The 24,507-nt window shown below is 42.6% G+C and carries 23 protein-coding genes and 1 pseudogene; 21 read left to right on the top strand and 3 right to left on the bottom strand.

Going from position 1 to position 24,507, the window contains the following annotated elements; translation table 11 throughout:
• Window positions 1-792: 792 nt before the first annotated feature.
• The 3 genes and pseudogenes from NSQ20_RS19085 (at window position 793) to NSQ20_RS19075 (ending at window position 3,183) form a co-directional block, all read left to right on the top strand.
• Window positions 793-996, top strand: coding sequence for a hypothetical protein (locus tag NSQ20_RS19085; protein ID WP_017688028.1), 204 nt, complete (start codon window positions 793-795; stop codon window positions 994-996).
• A gap of 63 nt (window positions 997-1,059) precedes the next feature.
• Window positions 1,060-1,734 carry an adenosine deaminase gene (locus tag NSQ20_RS19080; protein ID WP_340030597.1) on the top strand — a complete coding sequence of 225 codons (675 nt, stop codon included), beginning with the start codon at window positions 1,060-1,062 and terminating at the stop codon, window positions 1,732-1,734.
• 148 nt (window positions 1,735-1,882) lie between these two features.
• Window positions 1,883-3,183: pseudogene (locus NSQ20_RS19075) on the top strand (IS3 family transposase).
• Window positions 3,184-3,287: 104 nt separating this feature from the next.
• Here the strand turns inward: NSQ20_RS19075 and NSQ20_RS19070 are convergent.
• A complete protein-coding gene (locus NSQ20_RS19070; protein ID WP_036673874.1) occupies window positions 3,288-3,599 on the bottom strand; it encodes a hypothetical protein in 312 nt (103 codons plus the stop codon).
• Window positions 3,600-4,330: 731 nt separating this feature from the next.
• On the opposite strand from NSQ20_RS19070, the gene NSQ20_RS19065 reads away from it, so the two are divergent.
• Window positions 4,331-5,632 carry an aldehyde dehydrogenase gene (locus NSQ20_RS19065; protein ID WP_340030594.1) on the top strand — a complete coding sequence of 434 codons (1,302 nt, stop codon included), beginning with the start codon at window positions 4,331-4,333 and terminating at the stop codon, window positions 5,630-5,632.
• A 104-nt stretch (window positions 5,633-5,736) separates the two neighbouring features.
• On the opposite strand, the gene lexA is transcribed toward NSQ20_RS19065, so the two are convergent.
• Complete coding sequence (gene lexA, locus NSQ20_RS19060) at window positions 5,737-6,363, bottom strand: transcriptional repressor LexA (protein ID WP_017688034.1); 627 nt, start codon at window positions 6,361-6,363, stop codon at window positions 5,737-5,739.
• A 296-nt stretch (window positions 6,364-6,659) separates the two neighbouring features.
• Here lexA and NSQ20_RS19055 point away from each other — a divergent pair, with 296 nt between their 5' ends.
• The 8 genes from NSQ20_RS19055 (at window position 6,660) to NSQ20_RS19020 (ending at window position 13,858) form a co-directional block, all read left to right on the top strand.
• Complete coding sequence (locus NSQ20_RS19055) at window positions 6,660-7,037, top strand: LysM peptidoglycan-binding domain-containing protein (protein ID WP_036613583.1); 378 nt, start codon at window positions 6,660-6,662, stop codon at window positions 7,035-7,037.
• Window positions 7,038-7,132: 95 nt separating this feature from the next.
• Window positions 7,133-7,342 (top strand): DUF896 domain-containing protein, encoded by a 210-nt coding sequence (locus NSQ20_RS19050; protein ID WP_017688036.1) that lies wholly within the window; start codon window positions 7,133-7,135, stop codon window positions 7,340-7,342.
• Window positions 7,343-7,467: 125 nt separating this feature from the next.
• Window positions 7,468-7,977 (top strand): hypothetical protein, encoded by a 510-nt coding sequence (locus NSQ20_RS19045; RefSeq protein ID WP_017688037.1) that lies wholly within the window; start codon window positions 7,468-7,470, stop codon window positions 7,975-7,977.
• Window positions 7,978-8,005: 28 nt separating this feature from the next.
• Window positions 8,006-8,797, top strand: coding sequence for an HAD family hydrolase (locus tag NSQ20_RS19040; RefSeq protein ID WP_340030593.1), 792 nt, complete (start codon window positions 8,006-8,008; stop codon window positions 8,795-8,797).
• A gap of 555 nt (window positions 8,798-9,352) precedes the next feature.
• On the top strand, window positions 9,353-10,315 hold the full coding sequence (locus tag NSQ20_RS19035; protein ID WP_036613590.1) for an ABC transporter permease subunit: 963 nt from the start codon (window positions 9,353-9,355) through the stop codon (window positions 10,313-10,315).
• Window positions 10,316-10,327: 12 nt separating this feature from the next.
• Entirely contained in the window at window positions 10,328-11,200 is an 873-nt protein-coding gene (locus NSQ20_RS19030; protein ID WP_036613592.1) for a carbohydrate ABC transporter permease, read from the top strand.
• A 246-nt stretch (window positions 11,201-11,446) separates the two neighbouring features.
• Entirely contained in the window at window positions 11,447-13,081 is a 1,635-nt protein-coding gene (locus NSQ20_RS19025) for an extracellular solute-binding protein (RefSeq protein WP_076328521.1), read from the top strand.
• Window positions 13,082-13,183: 102 nt separating this feature from the next.
• Complete coding sequence (locus NSQ20_RS19020; protein WP_100527371.1) at window positions 13,184-13,858, top strand: GntR family transcriptional regulator; 675 nt, start codon at window positions 13,184-13,186, stop codon at window positions 13,856-13,858.
• A 96-nt stretch (window positions 13,859-13,954) separates the two neighbouring features.
• Here the strand turns inward: NSQ20_RS19020 and NSQ20_RS19015 are convergent, their stop codons facing one another.
• Window positions 13,955-14,500, bottom strand: coding sequence for a cupin domain-containing protein (locus NSQ20_RS19015; protein ID WP_047843398.1), 546 nt, complete (start codon window positions 14,498-14,500; stop codon window positions 13,955-13,957).
• Window positions 14,501-14,679: 179 nt separating this feature from the next.
• Here NSQ20_RS19015 and metH point away from each other — a divergent pair, with 179 nt between their 5' ends.
• From metH to NSQ20_RS18970, 9 genes are all read left to right on the top strand, one after another.
• The gene (gene metH / locus NSQ20_RS19010; protein WP_340030591.1) at window positions 14,680-18,123 is read left to right on the top strand and encodes a methionine synthase; all 3,444 of its coding nucleotides are present in this window, start codon (window positions 14,680-14,682) and stop codon (window positions 18,121-18,123) included.
• Window positions 18,124-18,200: 77 nt separating this feature from the next.
• A complete protein-coding gene (rnz, locus tag NSQ20_RS19005; protein ID WP_017688042.1) occupies window positions 18,201-19,139 on the top strand; it encodes a ribonuclease Z in 939 nt (312 codons plus the stop codon).
• Window positions 19,140-19,495: 356 nt separating this feature from the next.
• Entirely contained in the window at window positions 19,496-20,305 is an 810-nt protein-coding gene (locus NSQ20_RS19000) for a TIGR01457 family HAD-type hydrolase (RefSeq protein WP_076317609.1), read from the top strand.
• 6 nt (window positions 20,306-20,311) lie between these two features.
• Window positions 20,312-21,133 carry a DNA-formamidopyrimidine glycosylase family protein gene (locus NSQ20_RS18995; RefSeq protein ID WP_340030590.1) on the top strand — a complete coding sequence of 274 codons (822 nt, stop codon included), beginning with the start codon at window positions 20,312-20,314 and terminating at the stop codon, window positions 21,131-21,133.
• Window positions 21,123-21,971, top strand: coding sequence for a deoxyribonuclease IV (locus tag NSQ20_RS18990; RefSeq protein ID WP_340033044.1), 849 nt, complete (start codon window positions 21,123-21,125; stop codon window positions 21,969-21,971). The genes NSQ20_RS18995 and NSQ20_RS18990 overlap by 11 nt, the downstream gene beginning before the upstream one ends.
• A 19-nt stretch (window positions 21,972-21,990) precedes the next feature.
• Window positions 21,991-22,329 (top strand): cyclic-phosphate processing receiver domain-containing protein, encoded by a 339-nt coding sequence (locus tag NSQ20_RS18985; RefSeq protein ID WP_017688046.1) that lies wholly within the window; start codon window positions 21,991-21,993, stop codon window positions 22,327-22,329.
• Window positions 22,329-22,646 carry a thioredoxin family protein gene (locus tag NSQ20_RS18980; RefSeq protein WP_017688047.1) on the top strand — a complete coding sequence of 106 codons (318 nt, stop codon included), beginning with the start codon at window positions 22,329-22,331 and terminating at the stop codon, window positions 22,644-22,646. The genes NSQ20_RS18985 and NSQ20_RS18980 overlap by 1 nt, the downstream gene beginning before the upstream one ends.
• Window positions 22,647-22,648: 2 nt before the next feature.
• Window positions 22,649-23,422: an ATP-binding cassette domain-containing protein gene (locus NSQ20_RS18975; protein WP_340033043.1), complete on the top strand. Its 774-nt coding sequence runs from the start codon at window positions 22,649-22,651 to the stop codon at window positions 23,420-23,422.
• A 6-nt stretch (window positions 23,423-23,428) separates the two neighbouring features.
• Window positions 23,429-24,478 carry an SAM-dependent methyltransferase gene (locus NSQ20_RS18970; RefSeq protein WP_340030589.1) on the top strand — a complete coding sequence of 350 codons (1,050 nt, stop codon included), beginning with the start codon at window positions 23,429-23,431 and terminating at the stop codon, window positions 24,476-24,478.
• The last annotated feature ends 29 nt before the right edge of the window (window positions 24,479-24,507 follow it).

Genomic DNA, 24,507 nt, shown 5'->3' with positions numbered 1-24,507 from the left:
TGGAAGATCGAGCTTTTATATGGAAAGCATCCGTCCTATACGGAGCGTCCAGAATGGGTAGCTGTAGGAATGATGGGAAAACTTCTGATAAGAGATGATGGCACATGTCGAGAGAACGGGTACTGTATAGAACGTTATTTCTTTTTTTGTGTATGTAAAACCGCCTTACAGCGAGCGCAAGTTAATCAAAGTATCGAACAGAGCAGTAAAATGTTGTTGTTGAAAGATGTAAAAAGGAAAATCTTCGAATTAGTAACGGAAAAGATATTTTACAAGATAAATCAAAAAACGAGCCTTTGTATATAAGGCTCGTTTGTGCAGGAGTCATATTTGGCTCCGAAAGTTATGTTTAGTCTACTACATTTGTTTTATCGCTGAGAAAGTAACTATAACAATTCTACCCTATTTCAGAGAATTTGACCATACTTTAGCTTTATAGTTCATGTCCTTAGTTCGAGACCAGAACTTATACCTTGTACCAAGTGTCGGAATAGAGATGTGTCTAATCATTGTGCGTTTAACTGAAAATATCATTTAGTATCCTAGCGCATGAGAAGTTACATATTATTATATAGCAACTGCAACGCTGAGATAGTGAGTCAGATATTAAAAACGAAATATAGTACTGAAAATAGTTGTTGAGCAAAAGGGATTATACTGGTTAAAGCTATCATCATAAATATTATTTAAAAACTTTAAGGTATATAAGAGAAATTATACCAAATTTATGTCATAATATTTTTGAGTTGGAAATACAATACTTGATTCTGTGAACAAGAGGTGAGAGCAACTATGAAAAATAGAAACATAACAGGTATTGTATTGGCTATAATCTATTGCATTGTTCTTTACTTTATTTTAACAGATTCTCCGCCTGGCGAAGCTCCAAATAATCCGTTCTGGGTTTATTTGTTTATTCCAATTGGTGCTATTGTGATTACATCTTTGTTTGATTACGTAATCAAATTCGATTTTTTTAGAAAAAAGAAAGATTAGAATTGAATGGAGGACTAAAATGATACAAACAATGAAAATTGCTAAAACATTTTAGCCGGAGTCATGTTTTCTACATCTATCTCAATTCCAGCATTCGCTCAAGATCAGGCAAATTCTTTCCCAGCACTTCAAGTGGAAAATAGCCTTTTAGAACTAGTCGAAAGTACAACCGATAATTCCATCACTTTTAAAGACGGTTCTACATTAATTCAATATGACAGCTATTATATTGCAACAGATTTAAATGGTAAAGATAAGTTAAAAATTACAAAAGTTGATGAGACTAAAGTAAAGTATGAAAATCTTCAAACTGGCGAAGTGAATTATGCTACAAACGAAATAAAACCTATTCACGAAGATCTCAGTTTCTCGCCACAAGCATTAGCAGACGGTTATGTATATAAAGGCAAAGTAGAAAATTCCACAGAGATAATATATGCAACTGCTTCTGCAATAGCAGGTATACTTGCTTCCTTTATAGGAGGACCTGTAGGTGGTAGAATAGCGGGCATACTTGTAAGCATCGGTGGTTATTATGTTTCTAAGGATGCACCCAGAGCCTATTGGGTAACAAAAACATATACTAGAGATGTTAAGCATAGTGATTTTAATGCGACTTTATTCATCAGGAAAGACCATCATTATTACAAATATCATGATTATACCGATTTTATTGATACCGCTTCGACAATCCAGACTTGCCAACCTTTTGGTTGTGGTCCAGTAAACGAGTATTAATTCTTTTATGTTGTGGGATAGAAAAAGCCGATTAAAGTTAAAATGTACCCTATAAGATGGACACTTTGAAAAAAGCCCATCTTATAGGGTATTTTGTTTATAATGAAAAAAAAGAGGTTGGAGCGGAAATGTTACGACGAAAAGATTACTGACAAAGAAAGAACAAGAACTGCTAAAACGGAATCCAAATGTAATCGCTGTTAGCGAAAAGGCGATTACGTACACCGATGAATTTAAGCGCCATTTCATTGCACAAAATGAACAGGGGAAACTGCCACGAGACATTTTTGAAGAAGCAGGCTTAGATGTTGAATGTATTGGTTTGGAGCGTGTTCGTTCTTCCGGAAAACGTTGACGTGCTTCGTATCGTGAAGCGGGTGTAGAAGGCTTACAGGATACACGTAAAACAAATTCAGGTCGCCCATCGGAACGTGAATTAACATTAGAACAAAAGATTGAACGATTAGAAGCAAAAAATCAATTGTTACGAGCGGAAAATGAACTGCTAAAAAAACTCGATCTACTCGAAAGGCAGATGTTGAAAAAGAAATAAAAGTGGCACCAGAGCTGAAGTTTGAACTCATTTATCGGACGATCTGAACGTATAAAATGAAACGGTTAATCAGCTATCTATGCGATGTTATGGAAGTATCACGTTCTGGATACTACAATTGCTTCTCTGAAAAATCAGTGCAGAAGCGTGTAGCTAAAGCCAAAACAGATAAGATTGTAAAGGCGTATCATTTTCGTGGACGAAAAAAAGGAGCACACCAAATCAAAATGACGTTAGAAAATCAGTACAAAATGACGTTCAACTTGAAGCGGATTCGCCGGATCATGAAGAAATTTGAGATCATCTGTCCCATTCGAAAGTCTAATCCAGCCCGTAGAATGGCAAAAGCAACGAAAGAACATCGCACTTGTCCAAACGAATTACAGCGCAATTTTAAGCCAGGCGAGGCGGGAAAGGTGTTATTAAGCGATATCACATATTTAACGTAAAAAGTCAATAAACGTGCGTATTTATCGACGATTAAAGACGCACAGACGAATGAAATTTTAGCGTATGAAGTTTCTTCTTCGTTAAGTATAGGAATTGCGCTAAACACGCTTCGTAAATTACAGAAGCATCGCCATTTAACCAAAGATGCGTTGATCCATTCTGATCAAGGCTTTCATTATACGAAACCACAATTCCAATCCGTAGTGAAGAAAATGGGATTAAGACAATCCATGTCACGTCGAGGCAATTGTTGGGATAATGCTCCCCAAGAATCGTTCTTTGGGCATTTTAAGGATGAAACGAATATCAAAGATTGCGAAACATTAGAAGAAGTAAAACGAGAAATTAAGAGTTATATGACGTACTACAATCATTATCGAGGGCAATGGAATTTGAAAAAGCTGCCGCCTGTAAAATACAGACAGCAGCTTCAACAAGTTGCCTAGTTTTTTTTCAAAATGTCCTTTACAAAGGGTACACTTTAGAATTCAGAAGCCTTCTTTTAGTATTGTTATATTTAATATACGTGAATTTTATTGTGATGACAAAATTACTCCATTTTCGTTACGTAACCTTCATAGTTTCCGTAATATAATCCGTTTGAGTAGGTAGTAGATGCTAGATTGAGTACTCCATACCAAACTCCATCAGCATAAGTATATGTCTTTGGAACATACTTCGCATCTCCATACTTATTGTTAGCATCTGAATATCTCACATATTTTTGCGTCGCCTGAATCGTAACACTTTGTGCAGTTACAGAACCTTGAACAGAAGATGAGGCAGAAGCAAGTGATGCTGGAACAGCAATACTTGCTACTATAGCAGTGAGCGCTCCAATTGTGGCTAGTTTCTTTTTCATGTAAATACCTCCTAAATTTTTTTGAATGAATTATAAAACTTTACTTTCTAAAAATACCATATAATTCTATGTAAAATTATGATATATATTACATTGTGATTTGTATTTCTTCCCCTACAGATCTACTAACGTAACTTCCAAAAATTCCTCCAACTGATTAAATAGTATATCCAATCTAAACAGATTTGGACGATCATGAAATGCAGCGGATGAGTGAGATACTAGATGACTTTTTTTAATAGAAGTAGTACAAGTTGATTTGATATTATTTAACCCTTTCTTCGAAGACAGCTCTCAGATGTAGTTGTTGGATTAAAATCTGCTCGTTGTGAAGTTGTGGCCGGGAATGGATAAATCATCTGAAAGCAAATTGCCAAAACATGTCCCCTGATTCTTCTTCACTTGCCCACGTAACATTTTTGTGTTTATCTGTGACCAAGGCTTACCTTTATAACAAACATATTCGTTCGTCGATTTAGATAATCGCAAAACTCACTTTTCATTAATATTAAACTGTCTGAAGCAAAAGATTTAAATCAAACTTCCTTAGAAATTCTGATAGCCATGAAATAGAAAGGAATACTAGCATTCACTCATTTAAAATTCCAACCATCGTTCAAATACATACAAATGGATGTTTCATTTGTATGTTGAAAGTTTCATATAGAAGAGGTATACTTTAATTAAATTTTAAACAATTTAATTTTAAATAATTAATTGGAGATGTTAATATGGATCAGGCTAAACAACTTGTGACAGAACAACGTACATTTTTTTATACAGGACAAACTAAAAATATCGAGTATCGGATTAATGCACTTCAACAGCTTAGAAAGGGAATTGAAAAGTATCAGCAACGGATTCAAGATGCACTTCGGGCAGATCTGAACAAATCTGAGGCGGAAGCTTACGGTTCCGAGATTCGCATTGTTTTGGGTGAACTGGATTTTGCATTAGAACACCTGCAGGAATGGGCTGCACCAAAACAAGTCCCAACCAATTCGGCTATGCCGGATGGTGTGAGCACCATTTACCCTGAACCATACGGAGTGGCTCTTATTATTGCACCTTGGAACTATCCTTTCCAACTGGCCTTTGGTCCACTGATTGGAGCAATTGCAGCCGGTAACTGTGCAGTTATCAAGCCTTCTGAATTAACACCAGCGGTATCTCGTCTGACATATGATCTGATTCAGGAGATCTTCCCTCAGGAGTATATCGCCGTTATGGAAGGGGAAGTTGAAGCCAGTACAGCATTGTTGAAAGAGAAGTTTGATTATATTTTCTTCACAGGAAGCACAGGTGTTGGTCGCATTGTTATGAAGGCAGCTGCGGAGCATTTGACTCCTGTAACCCTGGAGCTAGGGGGCAAGAGTCCTGCTATTGTCCATAACGATGCAGAACTGAAGCTGGTGGCCCAGCGTATTGTTCGTGGTAAGTTCCTGAATGCAGGCCAAACTTGCGTTGCTCCGGATTATTTGCTTGTACATGAACAAGTTCATGACGAATTGATCAATCTGATTGGCGCAGAGATCAAAGATAAATTTGGGGATGATGTGTTACAGAACGCTGATTTCCCGCATATTGTCAACGCGCGTAACTTTGATCGGTTGTCGAAATTCCTCACAGATGGCAGAACGCTGATTGGTGGACGTTCTGTACGAGAGCAGTTGCTCATTGAGCCGACTGTACTTGGAGATGTGAACTGGGAATCAGCTGTCATGCAAGAAGAGATCTTCGGTCCGATTCTTCCTGTATTTACGTACAGTGACCTGAATCCTATGCTGGATGAGATTGTTCGCCGGCCAAAACCATTGGCGCTATATCTCTTCACACAGGATGAGCAGCTGCAGGATCAGGTTCTGAATCAAGTATCCTTCGGTGGGGGATGTATTAATGACACACTTTCTCATATGACTTCACACTACCTCCCGTTTGGTGGTGTAGGAGAGAGCGGTATGGGCTCATATCACGGACAACAGAGCTTTGATGTGTTCTCGCATCACAAGAGTGTTCTGAAACGCAGTGAATAATTAGCCGCTAAAATAACATAAACATGAAAAAAGAGGTTGTCCTGTTGATCAGGATAACCTCTTTCGTATTTCATTACATCTAGTTTTGTTACTCAAGTTAAATATTAATGAATATCTCGGAAAAGGCCAATGACTTTACCCAGAATACTAACATGTTTCAAACGTAAAGGTTCGAAGGTCGCATTCTCCGGTTGAAGGCGAATATGATCTTTCTCTTTATAGAACGTTTTCACTGTAGCTTCATCGTCTTCAGTCATTGCAACGACGATATCACCGTTATCAGCAGTTTGCTGTTGACGGACAATAACGTAATCTCCGTTAACGATTCCAGCTTCCACCATGCTATCTCCGACTACCGAAAGCATAAACACTTTCTGTTCGCCTACATAATGTGTAGGAAGAGGGAAGTAGTCTTCAATGTTCTCGGTTGCAGTGATTGGAACCCCGGCTGTAACCTTACCAACAACAGGAATACGTGCAACGCTATGAGCAAATTGATGAGAATGCTCAGATTCTTCTTGGCTCAAAAGCTCAATGGCTCTTGGCTTGGTAGGGTCGCGTCGGATCAAACCTTTTTTCTCCAAACGATCCAAATGTCCATGTACTGTTGAGCTGGAAGCCAGTCCAACCGCTTCACCAATTTCCCGTACGGAAGGAGGATACCCCTTCAACCGGACTTCATTTCGTATAAACTCCAGAATAGCCTGCTGCCTGCTGGATATCTTCGACATACCGTATCAACCCCATTTTAGTAACGTTTGGGAAAATTATAACATAGAACCTCCGTTCGTACAAACATAAGTTCTAAATAAAATAGCATTAAATCAGTGTTTTTTAGCTTATAGAACAGAAATTGTCCAAAAGTCAGAGCATAATACTGCAAATGTTTTGTAAAAGGACTTGAAATAAGATATTTCTCCTTCAAAAAAGAAGCGAACAATTGTTCTAAAAATCTATTGAACAAAACAAGTGTTCGTGTTATATTGATTCCAACAGATAGGAACAAACGTTTGGAGGCGGGTATTTAATGAGATATTCTACTTATCAAAGCATTTATGAACCAATGAATTCGGAACTGGTGAAGTCTAACATAGGGAACTACAAGAAGGTTTTAGCGCGTTTCAAGATTTCTTCATGGATGTTAAAGGTAGTCATTACCTCTATGATTATATTTATTGGATGCAGCACCGTTTTAACTGTATTTGCCGGCAATGAGAATGATGTTCTGCCTGGAGGAAAGATAGCTGTTTCACAAGGGGAAACATTATGGAGTATTTCTTTGGAACATAAACCGACGAATATGGATACACGTATATATATAGAAGCAATTAAGAAAGTGAATCAACTTCATACAACTTCCATCCAAGTGGGACAAGTACTAGCTCTACCGCAATTTGCAGAATAAAATGCACATCAATGAGTGTTAGCGCGTGTCAGCTTGACAAGCAGCCTTTATAATGGCAAAGTTAATATGACTTTGTATTTTTGGAGGGGACAAGCTTGGATATAGATAGTCTGGTAGCACGCATTAACGAATTGGCTCGTAAGCAAAAGTCCACTGGATTGTCGGAGGAAGAGCTTGCTGAACGTGCCGAGCTAAGAGAGATTTATTTGAGTAATATTCGCAGCAATTTCAGACAACAACTGGATACCATTGAGATTGTTGATGATGAGAATGACAAAGGCCACCAAGGCAAACTCAAACACTAACGAAACCTAATGATATCATTATGATATTTAGGTTTCTTCCTGTTATTTTGAGTGTGCAATTTATAGGGGGAAATGTTGGTTTGCAATTATGTAAGCCGATACAAAGACACATAAGGGGGATTCTCATGTCGCGTTCGTTCGAGAGAACGGTTAAGAAAAATTCCAAGCAGTTAAATCAGCAACGCAAAAAAAGTGGTCAACCAATCACAGGTACACCAGGTGAAGAAGTCTTTAAGGGACGCAGTCTTTTGTTCCCTATATTTTTGATTGGTCTCGCCTTTTTGTATCTGTTTATGAGCACGTTCCTTGTGCAAGCTCCAATGACAACTTGGGACTGGGTGACCATGCTGCTTTACGTATTTTTGGCAGTCATCTTCATGCTTCGTCGTCCATACATCAAGATTAGCAGTAATCGGATTATAACGACGAAGGGTAATCGTGAACGTTCAATTGGGGTTGACGATATCGTCAAATTCAGAATTGAACCAGGTACAGTTGTTATCGAACATAACAGTCGCGGGAAAAGATGGGTGTTCACCAAGTTATTGAACCGTTACGATACAGATGCGATTGCAGAACGTTTGCTGAAGTTTGCAAAAGCACACCAGATCACCGTGGAAACCGTCGAAAAGTAATTATTGCATAAAGGGGTAGATGATCGGAATGGCGTTAAAAGCGATTTTGTTCGACCTAGATGATACTTTATTATGGGATGAGCGTAGTGTTCGAGAATCTTTTCATGAGACTTGTCTAATCGCAGCGAAAGAGACTGGGGTTAAACCAGAAGAACTTGAAGAAGCTGTTCGTAATGAGGCACGTGGACTGTATGAATCATATGAAACCTTTCCTTTTACTAAAATGATTGGAATCAATCCGTTTGAAGGCCTTTGGGCTAACTTTACTGGTGGGGATCAACCTGAGTTTCGTCAGTTGGAACAACTTGCTCCAGTTTACCGTAAAGAATCCTGGCGTCGTGGCTTGTTGAAGTTGGGTATAGATCGGGAAGATCTTGCTGAACAACTTGCCGAGCAGTTTGGAGTAGAACGGAGATCCAGACCTCATGTATACGAAGAAACGATGGATACCTTGCGTCAGTTACAAGGAAAGTACAAACTGTTGCTGTTAACGAACGGTTGTCCTGCTTTGCAACAAGAGAAGTTGGATAGTGTACCTGAATTAACTCCTTTCTTTGATGAGATTATTATCTCGGGTAACTTCGGAAAAGGAAAACCAGATCCGTCGATATTTGAACATGCTTTGAGTAAACTGGGTGTTAAACCCGAAGAGAGTTTGATGGTTGGAGACAAGTTAACGACTGATATTCGTGGTGCTTTATCATCTGGCATCCAATCCGTATGGATTAACCGTGAGCATAAGACCAACAATGAAGCGTATGCGCCAGACCATGAAATAACACATTTATCGGAATTAAATCAGCTTATTGCTAATTTCTAAGCGGAATCAGTTATAACATCTTTCCTCAGCACCCTGAAACATTGGAAGCTTCAATGAACGATGATGTCGTTCTAGAAGTTACCAATGTTTTTTTATTTGAGCTTGTTGAGTAAATTACCTTGTTAAAAGAGATCTCCATTTTTTTTACTAAAAGTTATTGAAATTAGGGGGAAGCTGGATTAGAATATAACTAACATACTAGTATGACTAGTATTTAGATTGTCATAAAGCAATTTCTTTTTGACTTACTTCATTAAATGGAAGCAGGGAGTTATTGCTTATTATTTTCGATTGATTGTAAGCGCTTAATATTTTAGGGTTTCTTCTTCCGATTTGGAAACACACCACTTAGTAAGTGCTAATGAATGAGGTGAAGCACCTTGGATTGTGTGATTCTACATAATACATCAAATTGATATCGCTTACATTTAGCAATTATCTATTTGGTAGTGGGGGTGAAGTTAAAGGAGTTGTTGTCTTCTACTAGAGGAGAAACGATGGGAACTGTACATGAATTACTCTTACTTATCAAGTCCTGGATCGGAGTGAAAACACATGGAGTCGGAAACCGCTAAAACAACGTTAACCATGACATCTTTACGTAAAGAGAGCAGATTACGAACGGCAGCAACTTTGTTCCGCAAAGACTGGCAGCTGTATTCACTATTAATCCTTCCCATCATTTATCTCCTTATTTTCAAATATGGACCGATGATTGGTAATGTGATTGCGTTCAGACGTTTTGTTCCCGGGGGAAGTATATTTGGAGAAACGTGGGTTGGTTTAAGGTACTTCAAAATGTTCATTGAGGACCCTACCTTCTGGAGAGTATTCGGTAATACGCTGATGTTAGGCGGACTTGCGTTACTCTTTACATTCCCGGTTCCAATCATTTTTGCCTTGATGCTTAACGAAGTGAAGAGTAAACGATTCAAAAAGTTTGTACAGACCGCGTCTTATCTGCCTCATTTTCTGTCCATCGTTATCGTTGCGGGTATGATCCTGCAGCTGACAGCAGTGAATGGTTCCATTAATGGACTGGTGGCTTTCTTCACCGGAGACAATATTCCTTTTATGCAGCGGGCTGAATGGTTCAGAACAATCTATATCACTTCTGAGGTATGGCAGGGTATGGGTTGGGGGGCAATTCTGTATCTGGCTGCACTGACAACCATTGATGATTCTTTGTATGAAGCTGCGCGTATCGATGGTGCCAATCGGTGGAAGCAAACGATTCATGTAACGTTACCAGGGATCTTGCCAACGATTGTGACGTTATTGATTTTGAACATGGGTAATTTCCTAGCAGTTGGATTTGAAAAAATCTTACTCTTGTACAATCCGCTTATCTACGAGACATCTGATGTGATCTCCACTTACCTGTATCGGGTGGGACTGGAATCCAGTAACTTCAGTTATGCTACCGCAATTGGCTTGTTCGAATCGCTGATCGGTCTGATTCTGGTGTTCTCCGTAAATGCCATTTCACGCAGACTGACACAAAGAAGCTTATGGTAAAGGAGGAGCACCATGCAGGAATCCAGATCTTACAAGGTATTTAAAGTATTCAATGTCATCTTTCTGCTGTTCGTGGTATTTATAACGCTCTATCCATTCTTAAATGTCGTGGCACAATCCTTCAGTAGTGAGTCCTATATTAATTCGGGTAAGGTTAGTTTGTTCCCAAGAGGATTCAATGTGGAGACATACAAGACCATCTCACGTGACAGCATGTTCTGGACGAATTATAAAAATACGATTATCTACACTGTAGTAGGTACGTTAATCTCCATGTTTATGACGACTATTTTCGCATATGCCCTGTCCAAAAAGAGGTTGATGGGTCGCAAGTTTCTGACGATGTTCGCCGTATTCACGATGTTCTTCAGTGGTGGATTGATTCCAAACTATGTGTTGATTAATTCCCTTGGGTTCAACAACACCATGTGGGCACTTGTTGTTCCTGGCGCAATTAGCATATACAACATGCTGATCATGAAGTCATTTTTTGAAAATATGCCTGAAGAACTGGAGGAAGCTGCCTCCATTGACGGTTTGAACACCTACGGGATCTTGTTACGCATTATATTGCCGCTTAGTAAAGCCGTTATGGCAACCATGGTGCTGTTCTACGCAGTAGGTCATTGGAATTCCTGGTTCCCAGCCTTTCTGTATTTGGACAAAAAAGAACTGTTCCCTGTCACCATTTATTTGCGCAATATGATTGCAGGAGCGACAAGTGGGGCATCTGCCGGTGCAACCTCAGCTGATAACCTGACACAGATTGCTGCCAATATTAAGTCAGTAACGATGGTATTAACCATCTTGCCGATACTCACCATCTATCCATTTGTCCAAAGATACTTTGTAACCGGTATCATGTTAGGGTCTGTTAAACAGTAATACCTAGCAGCTATATAAATTGAACTAAAGATGATTTACACGGAACACTCCGATGACAGAATAACCTTTCAATTGCTGTTATCCCCAGATTTTTTCGATTCCCTTTTTAAAAGGGAAAATCCGGTGATAGCATATGCTTCCGATGCAGCTTTCTTTCAGAAAGCTTGTAGGCGAGCGCTTCGCTTTTATTGATTAAAAAGTTTTAAGTCAAGGTCAACCTAAACCAAATTCAGGGGGATAACCTAAATGAATCAAAAGCCACGTAAGTTTGTTGGTAAAATGGTGTTGGCATCAATGATGACCGTTGTTCTGGCAGCATGTAGCAGCGGTAATGGAGCAGGAGGTGACGTCACAGAAGTTCAAACCAAGGCAGCGATGGAGACGTACAATGTAGGGGATACATTCAAGGCGACTGAGCCGTTTAATCTATCGATACTGTATAGTGATCAACCTACCTATCCGTACAAAAAAGACTGGTTGCTTTTCGAAAAGATGACTGAAATGACTGGTGTTACACTTGAGCCAACGATTGTTCCTATGAGTGACTATTCTCAGAAGAGATCTCTTCTAATCAGTTCTGGTGATGCACCGCTGGTTATTCCAAAGACCTATCCTGGTGAAGAATCTGCTTTTGTATCTTCCGGTGCGATTCTGCCCGTTAGTGATTATATTGATTTGATGCCCAACTTCAAGGATAAAGTGGAAAAATGGGGATTGGAAGAAGAAATCGAAGGACTTCGACAGGAAGATGGCAAGTATTATGTACTCCCGGGTCTGCATGAAGAAGTATGGCCAGATTATACATTAATCGTAAGAACAGATGTTTTTGAAGAAAATAACATTGCGATCCCAACCACATGGGATGAACTGTATGACGCTGCAAAGAAACTCAAAGAGCTGTACCCGGATTCCGTTCCGTTCTCGGACCGTTTCAAATTTAATAGCACATTAGGTATTGCGGCTACCGGCTTTGGTACCAAGGCTGGATGGGGTTTTGGTAACGGATTGACGTATAAGGAAGATCAGGATGAATTTGTGTACACGGCTACTACGCCGGAGTATAAGGAAATGCTAACGTACTTTAACAAGTTGGTATCCGAAGGATTGCTGGACAAAGAAAGTTTCACACAGGATGATGATCAGGCTGTACAGAAATTTGTATCCGGCAAATCATTCATGATTAATGGTAATTCCCAAACGGTAGTGCTGCACCGAAATGATATGAACAAAACGCTGGGAGAAGGTAAATACTCTGTTGCGAAGATTACAGTTCCTGGTGGGCCAAAAGGGCAATTAATGTCTGGCTCAAGACTTGAAAACGGTGTCATGATATCCGGGAAAATTCAAAAAAGCGAAAACTTCAAAGCCATTATGCAATTTGTGGATTGGTTATACTACAGTGATGAGGGTCAAGAGTTTGCCAAATGGGGCGTTGAAGGCGAAACATTTACCAAAGAGGGCGGAAAACGTGAATTGGTAGAAGATGTGAACTACAATGGCTTGAATCCTAAAGGCACGAAGGATCTGCGTATTGACTTTGGTTTCTCTGGTGGAGTATTTGCCTACGGTGGTACGACAGATCTGCTGCAATCGATGTTTAGTGAAGAAGAGTTGAAATTCCAGCAAGACATGAAGGATACCAAGGAAGTGATCCCGGCAGAACCACCAATTCCTTACTCTTCAGAGGACCGTGAACGGGTGACACTTCTGAGTACACCACTGAAAGATTATTCGGATCAAAATACACTTAAATTTATCTTGGGTGAACGGGACTTGTCTGAATTCGATACGTTTGCCAAAGAGCTGGATAGTCAAGGATTATCTAATTATCTGAAGCTGGCAAATGACACGTACAAAGCCTACAAAGAAAACAAGCAATAATATAGTTGATGTTGGCCAGATTACCGTTTCACACCGATATATAAGTGGAACGGTAATTTGTGCTAAGATGAATGAATACGGCTGATAGAAAGAGGTCTAGGCATGTCACTTAATCAAAAAATTAGAGGCTCGACCCGGGCATATTCATATAACCTGTTAAAAGAACGAATTCTTCACCTGGAACTTAAGCCGGGTACCAAGATTTCAGAGAAAGAGATTGCAGATGAACTGCAGGTGAGCAGAACACCCGTGAGAGAAGCATTCATGAAGCTTGCTGAAGAAGAACTGCTGGACATTATTCCCCAGAGTGGAACGATCGTCTCTCATATTAATCTGGAGCATGTGGAAGAAGGCAGGTTTATGCGGGAGAAGATGGAGAAGGAAATCGTGACTTTGGCTTGTGTTTCTTTTCCTGAAGAGTTCAGATTTCGACTTGAAACCAACATTGCAATGCAGGAAGTCTGTATAGGGAAAAACAATTTCTATCGTCTATTTGAACTGGATGAAGAGTTTCATCAGATTTTGTTCCAGGGCACGGGTAAACTAAGAACATGGAGAATGTTGCAACAACTGAATATTCCGTTTAATCGGTTGCGTTTATTACGTCTAGCGGAGGACTCCAACCTGGAGGTCATTATCTCCCAGCACAAAGAGATTTATCGTCTTATCACAGAGCGTCAGACCGAGCAAGCTGTTCAGGTGATGGAAGCTCATCTTAGACTCGTTGTTATTGAACAGGAATCGATAAGAGCGAAATACCCGCATTATTTTGTATAATGCACTGATGTTGTATACTACTCTCCATATGCATATGCGAAAACCCCTGTTCAATTGAACAGGGGTTTTGGTTAAGCAAGTTGTAACACGAGAGTGTTAGGCTTGTTTGATAAATGTAGGATCAGGGTATGGATCTGCAATCCAGCCATCTTTTTCGATGAACAGACGTACAGCAATAATTTGTTTGTTCTCCATTAATGTGAAGAAGTGCGGTGTATTCTCAGGTACAGAGATAACGTCTCCAGGAGACAGTTCTACATTAAAGTAGCCCACATCATCTGTAGCTTTGATAACAAAGATTCCTTTACCAGCAACAATTGCACGAATCTCATCTTCAGCGTGGGTGTGAATTTCTTCGAACTTGGCGAGCTTTTCTTCGATATCTGGTGTTTGTTCGGACAGCGTGATGACATCCCAGATCTGGTATCCGCGACGTGCAGCCAAATCTCTGATTTCATAATCGTAAGTTTCCAAAACCTCGGTTTTCTGTTCATCAGTTAATCCAAAGTTATTTTGCAGATCAGTGTTCAGTTTGGAAGCGTCCCACTTCTCATATAATACTTCGTATTTGTTTAAGAAATTTCGAACATTTTCGTCACCAGTGATGCGTTCGTTCGTATTTCGGATAACAATTTCAGCCATGTTCTTTCCCTCTTTTCCACTTGGTTTAATTGAATTATATCGGATTGCTTTGTTTTTGTCGATTCTCAAATTCCGTTCATATTCGTGCAAACCCGCCATCTTTCGGGACCAAACCCGATCTTTCACAATAAGTTAGTTTCTGTTAAACTAAGATCTAACGTTTTGCGGGGGTGAAGATATTGGATAAGATTAGTCTACACGATGCATTAAAACAACGAATATTAATCCTCGACGGTGCAATGGGGACCATGATTCAACAAGTTGATCTGACTGGCGAAGATTTTGGCGGCGAAGATCTGGATGGATGTAATGAAATGTTAGTGCTTACTCGTCCAGAACTGATCCAGCGCATTCATGAAGAATATCTGGAGGCGGGCGCCGATTTAATTGAAACCAATACATTTGGTGCCACATCCGTTGTGCTTGCTGAGTACGATATTCAGGATCGGGCACGCGAGATCAACCTGGAAGCAGCCAGAATTGCGAAAGCTGCGGTTGATCGTTTCTCTACACCTGAATCTCCACGTTATGTGGTAGGTGCGATGGGACCAACAACCAAAACACTGTCTGTAACTGGGGGCGTAACGTTCCAGGAACTTATCGACAGTTATTTGGAGCAAGCGCTTGCTTTAATAGAGGGAGGCGTTGATGCGCTACTACTCGAAACCTCACAGGACACCCTCAATGTAAAAGCAGGCAGCATTGGAATTCAGCAGGCCTTCGAACAGAGTGGTGTTACACTGCCCCTGATGATATCAGGAACGATAGAACCGATGGGAACGACCCTTGCAGGTCAGAACATCGAATCCTTTTATATATCCTTAGAACACCTTAACCCAATTTCGGTAGGACTAAACTGTGCTACGGGTCCGGAGTTCATGCGTGATCACATTCGCTCACTTTCCGGAATGGCATCGGTTGCCGTTAGTTGTTACCCGAACGCGGGTCTTCCGGATGAGAATGGTAATTACCATGAGTCACCAGACTCGCTTGCTCAGAAGATTGGTGCTTTTGCCGAACAGGGCTGGTTGAATATTGCTGGTGGATGTTGCGGGACAACCCCTGCACATATTCGGGCGATGCGCGATACACTTGCCCAGTACCCCCCAAGAGAAATGAACGGAACACATCCACCGGCATTGTCTGGTATAGAACCGATCTACATCGAACAGGACAATCGCCCATATATGGTCGGAGAGCGTACGAATGTGCTGGGATCACGGAAATTCAAACGCCTCATTGTAGAAGGCAAATATGAAGAAGCCTCGGAAATTGCACGTGCTCAAGTGAAAAATGGAGCGCACATTGTCGATGTGTGTGTACAAGACCCAGACCGCGAAGAGTCTGAAGACATGGTGAAGTTCCTTGAATTGGTTGTAAAAAAAGTGAAGGTTCCTCTCATGATCGATACGACAGATGCTTCAGTAATTGATCTGGCCCTCCAGTACTCACAAGGTAAAGCGATAATTAACTCCATTAACCTTGAGGATGGCGAAGAGAAATTTGAGCTGATTACACCGTTGCTTCATAAATATGGTGGTGCAGTAGTTGTCGGAACGATTGACGAACGGGGTCAGGCGATTAGTCGGGAAGACAAGCTTGACGTAGCCAAGCGCTCTTACGATCTGCTGGTGAACAAATATGGTCTCAAACCAGAAGACCTCATTTTCGATACGTTGGTGTTCCCGGTAGGTACGGGAGATGAACAGTACATCGGTTCAGCCAAAGAAACCATTGAAGGTATAAGAGTGATTAAGGAAGCGATGCCAGAATGTCATACGATCCTCGGGATCAGTAACATTTCATTCGGACTGCCTGAAGCGGGCCGTGAAGTGCTGAACTCAGTATTCTTATATGAATGTACCAAAGCAGGTCTTGACTATGCGATCGTGAACACAGAGAAACTGGAGCGTTATGCCTCCATTCCGGAAGAAGAACGCAGACTCTCCGAAGAGCTTTTATATAACACGAATGATGAAACTCTGGCGGCGTTCGTAGCGGCGTTCCGTAACAAGAAGGTTGAGAAGAAGGAAAAAATCTCAAACCTTTCATTAGAAGAGCGTCTCGCTTCATATGTTGTGGAAGGAAGCAAAGAAGGATTGCTGCCGGATCTGGAGCAGGCACTTGCCAAATACACAGCACTTCAAGTGATTAACGGTCCACTGATGCGGGGGATGGAGGAAGTAGGTCGTCTCTTTAACAACAATGAGTTGATTGTAGCTGAGGTGTTGCAGAGTGCGGAGGTTATGAAGGCTTCTGTAGCATATCTGGAGCAATTCATGGAGAAGAACGAGACTTCGGTTAAAGGCAAGATCATACTCGCCACGGTCAAGGGCGATGTGCATGACATCGGGAAGAATCTGGTTGAGATCATCCTGTCCAATAACGGTTACCAGATCATTAATTTGGGTATAAAAGTACCACCAGAACGTATCATTGAGGCATACCGAGAAGAAAAAGTCGATGCAATCGGCCTCTCGGGTCTATTGGTAAAATCAGCGCAACAGATGATTCTTACCGCTCAGGATTTGCGAACAGCAGGTATTGATGTGCCTATTATGGTTGGCGGAGCGGCGCTAACACGCAAATTCACCAAAAATCGTATTCGTCCTGAATATAACGGAATGGTTGTATATGCCAAAGATGCGATGGATGGTCTGGATCTGGCGAACAAATTGATGAATCCCGTTTCACGTGAAGTGATGCAACTGGAGATGGAAGCAGAAAAAGAAGCTGATGCTGCTTCAGGTGCAGTAGCTGTTCAGGCTCTTCCAGAGCTTACCCGGGTAGAACGTTCGGATATTGCTGTAGATCATCCGGTTCTTGTACCGCCTGATCTGGATCGGCATACGATGCGTAACTATCCTTTATCACATATCCTGCCATACGTGAACATGCAGATGTTGCTTGGACATCATCTGGGGTTGCGCGGTTCAGTAGAACAACTGCTTGCTTCAGGTGATAAGAAGGCTACCGACCTGAAAGCAGTCGTGGATGATATCATGCAAGAGGCTGTTCGTGACGGGATTATTCAGGCGCATGCCATGTATCGTTTCTTCCCGGCTCAGTCCAGCGGTAACAGCGTCATCATCTATGATCCAAAGGACACCAGTAATATTTTGCATACATTTACGTTCCCACGTCAAAAAGTCGAGCCGTTCCTGTGCTTGTCCGACTTCCTGAAACCTGTTGAATCCGGTCAGATGGATTACGTTGGTTTCATGGTTGTTACGGCTGGACACGGTGTGCGTGAACTATCCACGGCGTGGAAAGATCAAGGGGATTACCTTCGCTCGCATGCTCTGCAATCCGTAGCGCTTGAAGTAGCAGAGGGATTAGCTGAGCGTGTGCATCATATGATGAGAGATATATGGGGATTCCCGGATTCTGCCCAGATGACCATGAAGCAACGTCATGGTGCACGCTATCAAGGCATCAGGGTATCTTTTGGATATCCGGCTTGTCCGGATCTGGAAGACCAAGGGCCGCTATTCAAGTTGCTGCAGCCTGAGGATATCGGTGTGGAATTGACGGAAGGTTTCATGATGGAACCTGAAGCTTCCGTATCAGCGATGGTATTCAGCCACCCGCAAGCTAAGTATTTTAATGTAGAGAAGGCATAAATTCAGTAGAGTGTCAGGCAAAGCCCTCCGCATTGTCGGAGGTTTTTTGCTGGCAACAGAAAGAGGTGCGATCCAGAATGGAACTATATTTCCTGGGAACTAATGCTGGTGTACCTACGCTTCAACGGAATGTAACTTCCATTGGGCTACGCATGTTGGATGAGCGCAGAGCTTTGTGGTTGTTTGACTGCGGGGAAGGGACGCAGCACCAGATTTTAAGTTCTCCGCTTAAACTGAGCAAATTGGAGAAAATATTCATTACACATCTGCATGGTGATCATGTATTTGGACTTCCAGGACTGCTTTCGAGCAGAGCCTATCAAGGTGGCACCACACCATTAACCGTATATGGTCCGCCAGGTACGGAACGAATGATCAGTACAACAATGGAGCTGAGCCAATCCCGGGTTAACTATGATTTGAATATCGTGGAACATACGGGCGGCGTCCTGTTCGAGGATGACAGTTTTATCGTGGAAGCTGCTTTGCTTGAGCATCGGATTGACAGTTATGGATACCGGATTACCGAAAAAGATCGTCCAGGAAGCCTGGATCCAGCCAAACTGGCGGAATATGGTCTGAAACCAGGCCCATTGTTCGGCCGCCTGAAACGTGGAGAAACCATTACGCTGGATAACGGTGATTCGCTTCGTCCAGAAGATGTATTGGGAGCGCCAAAACGAGGTATGGTGATCACCATATTGGGTGATACACGTCCATGTGACAACGTACAGCCACTTTCCATCAATGCAGATGTACTTGTACATGAAGCTACATTCATGCATGATCTGGCCGATACAGCGCATGAGTACTATCATAGTACTTCTAAGCAAGCGGCAGAAGCGGCTAGAGCAGCCAATGTAGGGCAACTAATCATGACTCACTTCAGTTCACGCTATAAGGATGAGGATCAACTTCAGCCACTTTTGGAAGAGGCGCAGTCCGTATTCCCGAATACCAGACTTGCAAACGAACACCAGCTTATTCCTGTTGTGCATCGCAAGCAAGAATCTTAACCCTGATTGCGAACCAGTGCACGGCTAAACACGTCATATAAAGATCCGGGTAATTGCACGGGACTGAGGGAGAGGAACTCCCGCGGTCCCTTTTGCAATCTGGTCAGAAAGCGTGTAGGATGGGCAATATGAAGAGGGAAATGATTCAAATTATTTTCCGGGAAAGCGCAGGAAATGACAAGCTTGTACAGAAGACGCGCGAGTTAAACCGTCGGTGTTCGATCCGGTTCGACTTGTTGCGTGCATATGCCAGCAAGCCATTATTTTTTGCCTGAATACATAGGTTCGCGGTCAAGTTCGAGGTAAATGATTAAGGACATGAAACGTTAATGGAATGAAGAAAGGAAGTGCTGTGTGTGATTAAGGCCTATCTGATTGACTTGGATGGTACGCTCTATCATGGCAGACATCGTATCGAAGGAGCCGATCAGCTTATTCGAACACTGCAAGAGCTAGGAAAGCCGTATTTATTCGTAACAAATAATTCTTCCCGTACACCACAAGGTGTGGCAGATCATCTGAACGGGATGGGCATACCTGCCGACGCGTCTCAAGTATGTACTTCTGCTGTGGCGGCTGCTGAATATGTTGCTGAAGAGTCCCCGGGTGCAAAAGTGGCATGTATTGGAGAAGCAGGACTGCTGCAAGCCATAGAAGAAGCAGGACTACAGCTGACGGAAGATGCACCAGATTACGTCATACAGGGGATTGATCGTGAATTTTCCTATCATAAACTGACCAAGGCGCTAAGGTGGATTAATGCGGGATCAAAATTCATCATGACCAACCCGGATCTGCAGCTTCCTTCCGATGATGGACTGACACCTGGGGCGGGAACTATTGGAGCAGCAATTGAAGCAGCAACCGGAGTTCATCCTACCGTTATTGGCAAGCCATCGAGTGTTATAATGAAGTCAGCCATTAGCCGGCTAAACCTGGCGTCTCATGAAGTGGCAGTGATCGGAGATAATATGCGAACCGATATTGCAGCTGGAGTGGCAGCAGGGTGTGAGACGCTGTTGGTACTTACCGGTGTGACAACACGGGATAATATGGATGGACACATTCAAGCAGCGAAGGCTCGACCTGATCATGTGTTTGAAGATTTGCATAAATTGATGGAGTGGCTGTCGCAAGAGGCAGACCAAGCTTCCAAAAAGGGGTAATGTACGATGCCGGAACTACCGGAAATGGAAAATTACCGGACCTTGCTGTCCGAGAAAATACTTGATCTACTGATTACAGGTGTGGTAATTAACCGCGATAGAACGATAAATACGGAGCCTGATCTGTTTATCAATGAACTTACAGGTAATCGCATCATATTTGTTGAACGCCGAGCGAAGCATCTGATTTTCCACTTGGCTAATGGCAAACGTCTGGTGCTGCACCTCATGTTGGGCGGTATGATTTTCTGGGGCACGGAAGAAGAACGTCCTGATCGTTCCACACAAGTGGAAATTCAGTTTGGCGATCATATTTTATTCTTTATCGGACTACGCTTGGGTTATTTACATCTGCTTAGTTCGAAAGAAACCGAAGAGGCGATGTCCGATCTTGGACCTGAACCCTTGGATCGACGGATGAATGTGGAACGTTTTGCTTCTCTTTTGAAAGGTCGGCGGGGTACGCTCAAGACAACATTGGTAAACCAGCATATCATTGCAGGGATTGGCAACTGTTATTCGGATGAGATTGCTTTTGCTGCTGGTCTGAGACCAAGCTCCAAAACGCAGAATATCGCGGCTTCACCTGAGCTGACGGAGCGTTTGTTCCATTCGATGCAGTCGGTGTTGCGTGAAGCAGCTTCTGAGGGCGGTTATATGGAAATGCCGCTGATGCAAGGGGATACGAAGACAGGAAGTTTTGACGAGCAATGTCGCGTATACGATCGGGAAGGCGAGACTTGTCCGCGCTGCGGGGGAACGATTGAACGAGTGGAAATTACGGGCAAGAAGGCATTCTTCTGTCCGAAATGCCAGCATGAGGCCTAAAACCGGAATCGGGGCACATGTCAGCACCAGAGGCGGATTTCTTCAGGCTGCCAAGAGAGCGTATGAGATGGGGGCAACGGCGTTTCAGTATTTTCCGAAGAACCCGCGTAGTCTTGGTCTGAAAAGTCTGGATCTCAAGGATGCTGAGCAGTGCAGGGATTGGTGTGAACAGCAGGGACTGGCTTCGATTGCACATTCACCCTATCCCACGAATCCGGCATTAGGCATGACCCGTGGAGAGGCGGGGTTTCATGCTACAATAGCTTCTATTCGCAATGATCTTGAAATTTCGAATGCTTGTGGTTCTGTCGGGACGGTGGTCCATTTTGGACATATCAAAACAAACAATCCGCTGGAGGGTTATCAGAACCTCATTCATTGTCTGGATACCGCCTTGGAGAATTGGAATGGACATTCAAAGGTACTGATTGAGAATCAGGCAGGTGATCATGGCCCGATGGGCACGACAATGGAAGAAATGATACAGATTCGCAAATTAAGCCGATATCCCGAGCATATTGCTTTTTGTTTTGACACATGCCATGCTTTTGCTTCAGGTTTGTGGTCGTCAGGCAACGAAGCGGCGATGCTCGAAAAGGGCAGGATGCTCGGATATTGGGATAATGTTGCTGCTGTACATTTTAATGATTCCAAATATGCGTCTGGTTCCTGTAAGGATAGACATGCGAGGATCGGACAGGGATATATCGGAAATGAATCAATGAAAACCTTGTTAAAGGCGCCTGAGTTCCAAAATGCGGTTGTTGTGCTCGAGACAGAAACGGGCGAAGATGGAACGCACCGTGATGATATAGCGCTCATGCGTTCCTGGTTATAATGGGGAGAGGAGCGATTGTATGCATGTTTTTTTGGATGACTATCGGGCATGTCCGAAAGGATTTGTTCTGGCAACGAATGCAGAAGAGTGCCTGATGCTGCTAAGAGAAGGTGACGTGGACATTTTGTCTCTGGATTATGAGCTTGGTCCGGACTCGCCTAATGGCGGTGAGGTCGCGGCATCCATTGTACGAGAAGGTTTATTTCCGCGTGAGATCTATTTGCATACGTCCAGTATGTTTGGGAAACGCCAGATGTACGAGATGTTATATAGCAATAAACCGGATTCGGTAACCATTCATAATGGGCCAATGACGGGTGAGGTCATGCTGCGTGTTGCCGCGGGAGAAGAAAGTTAATGAAGCCAATTACATCCAAAATGTTAATGCGCAGTGTATGGGAAGGCATGCCACAGGCTGTATTTATATATACCCCTTTATGTGGGACATGTGCGGCAGCCCGCCGTATGTTGGAGGTAGTAGAGCACATGCTGCCAGAAGGTATTTTATTCGAAATGAACATTCATGACATTCCTGAACTTGTACAACAATTTAAAATTTCAAGCGTACCAGCAGTCATGCTGTTTGACGGTCAGCAAGATGTTCCAAAAATGGTTTATCGGATGAGCTCTGTAGAGCATCTGCTCTCGGAGATCCGGAAGGCGGTGTTGAAATGAGTATAATTTCGATGGAACATGTCTCACTTAGACGAGAAGAGAATCAGATTTTGGATGACGTACATTTGCGCATCGAACAAGGCGAACATTGGGTTATTTTGGGCCGGAATGGTTCTGGCAAAACAACATTACTGGAAATGATGAACGGATATATGTTTCCAAGCCAGGGGCGCATTGAAGTGCTCGGTAATCTGTATGGACAATGTGACGTCAGGGAAGTACGTAAGGAAATCGGTTATATCAGCCAAACGTTGATTGAGAAACTCACACCCAGAGATCCGGTATGGGAAGTCGTCGCTACAGGAGCCTATGCTTTTTTGCGTTTTTATCAGACGATTCCTGATGAAGTAAAAGCAAAGGCAATGAGTTTGCTGGATGATATGGGTTTTGCCAACCTTGCCAACAACTCGCTGGGAATGTTATCCCAAGGAGAACGCAAAAAAGTCATGCTTGCTCGTTCATTGATGGCTGAGCCAAAATTGCTGATTATGGACGAGCCTTGTGCCGGACTAGATTTATATGAACGTGAGAAAATGCTGGCTGAGATTGATCGTCTGCGCCAGCGTAACATTACAGTTGTGTATGTAACACATCATGTTGAAGAAATCGTACCTTTATTCACACATGTGGCCTTGATCCGCGATGGACGTATTGCGGCAGCTGGCCCCAAACATGAAGTTTTGACACAAGATACAATTAAGCATACGTACGATGTTCCGGTCGATATCCAGTGGGATGACGGTCGTCCGTGGATACGCGTACGTTCTGGAGGGTAACACAATTTGAGTACACAATCGTCTTGGGAAGAAGGCAACTTCTCCCGTTTTATCTGCACAGCCAATCATGGCTTCGCCCCTTATGCACAGGAAGAATTACGCCGTACGTTTGGTGCGGTGAAGAGCACGGTACTCGTACCAGGAGAAATATTGCTTGCGGGTCTGCCTGTAGCGGAGGAAGAAGTTGCAGATAAGCTGTGGGCAGAGTATCCAACGTTTTTACGTCATATTCAACCTGTTCAGTTTCAGGAGAATACAGAAGATTCGGAGCAGTCTATTGAGAAATTGATTGCATTTGTGTTGAATCATAAGGAATTGAACGGTGCCTCTGTCGTGCTACAGGTACGGAAGACAGAAGGGGCCTTTTGGCAAGAAAATGCAGCCTCATTGAAGCAACTGCTGACTGAAAAGCTGGATGAGCTAGGCTGTGAATGGGTTGTACGTGATGCTGAATATGTCATTTCTGTATTTGCAACGAATGATATGTTGTATGCTGGCATATCCAGACCTGAACAGAACCTGTCAGACTGGAGCGGGGGAGCCGTACGTTTTCAAAAAGAAGATGGGCAGATCTCGCGGGCCAAATTCAAATTGCTTGAAGCCGAGCAAACGTTTGGCATTGACTTTACTTCATTTCATAAAGCACTAGATATCGGTGCAGCACCAGGTGGATGGACCTCGTTCCTGCTCGAACGCGGGCTTGAAGTCACGGCGGTAGATCCGGCGAAGATGGATGCGACGTTGCTGGCATCGCCAAAACTGACTTTCTTGAAAAAAAATGCAGGGGATGTTCGTTTCCGTGAAGCAGAATTCGATCTGCTCGTATGTGATATGAGTTGGAGTCCGAAGCTGATGAGCCGACTTGTATCGGATCTTCTATATAGCCTGCAACCCGGAGGAACAGCGATTGTTACCGTGAAGTTATTGCATAAAAAACCGTTGGCAATGATTAAAGATGTCATCGATACGTTTGAGCGTTCGCGTATGCAAATTCAACGTTCCAAGCAGCTGTTTCACAACCGGGAAGAGATTACACTCTATATGGTCAAATATTAAGAGATCTAGCCTTGATTAAAGCAGCTTAA

This window comes from Paenibacillus sp. FSL K6-1122 (assembly GCF_037977015.1).
Classification (GTDB): Bacteria; Bacillota; Bacilli; order Paenibacillales; family Paenibacillaceae; genus Paenibacillus; species Paenibacillus amylolyticus.
Note: the sequence above shows the minus strand (reverse complement) of the source record. Positions and strands in the feature narration are given on the sequence as shown.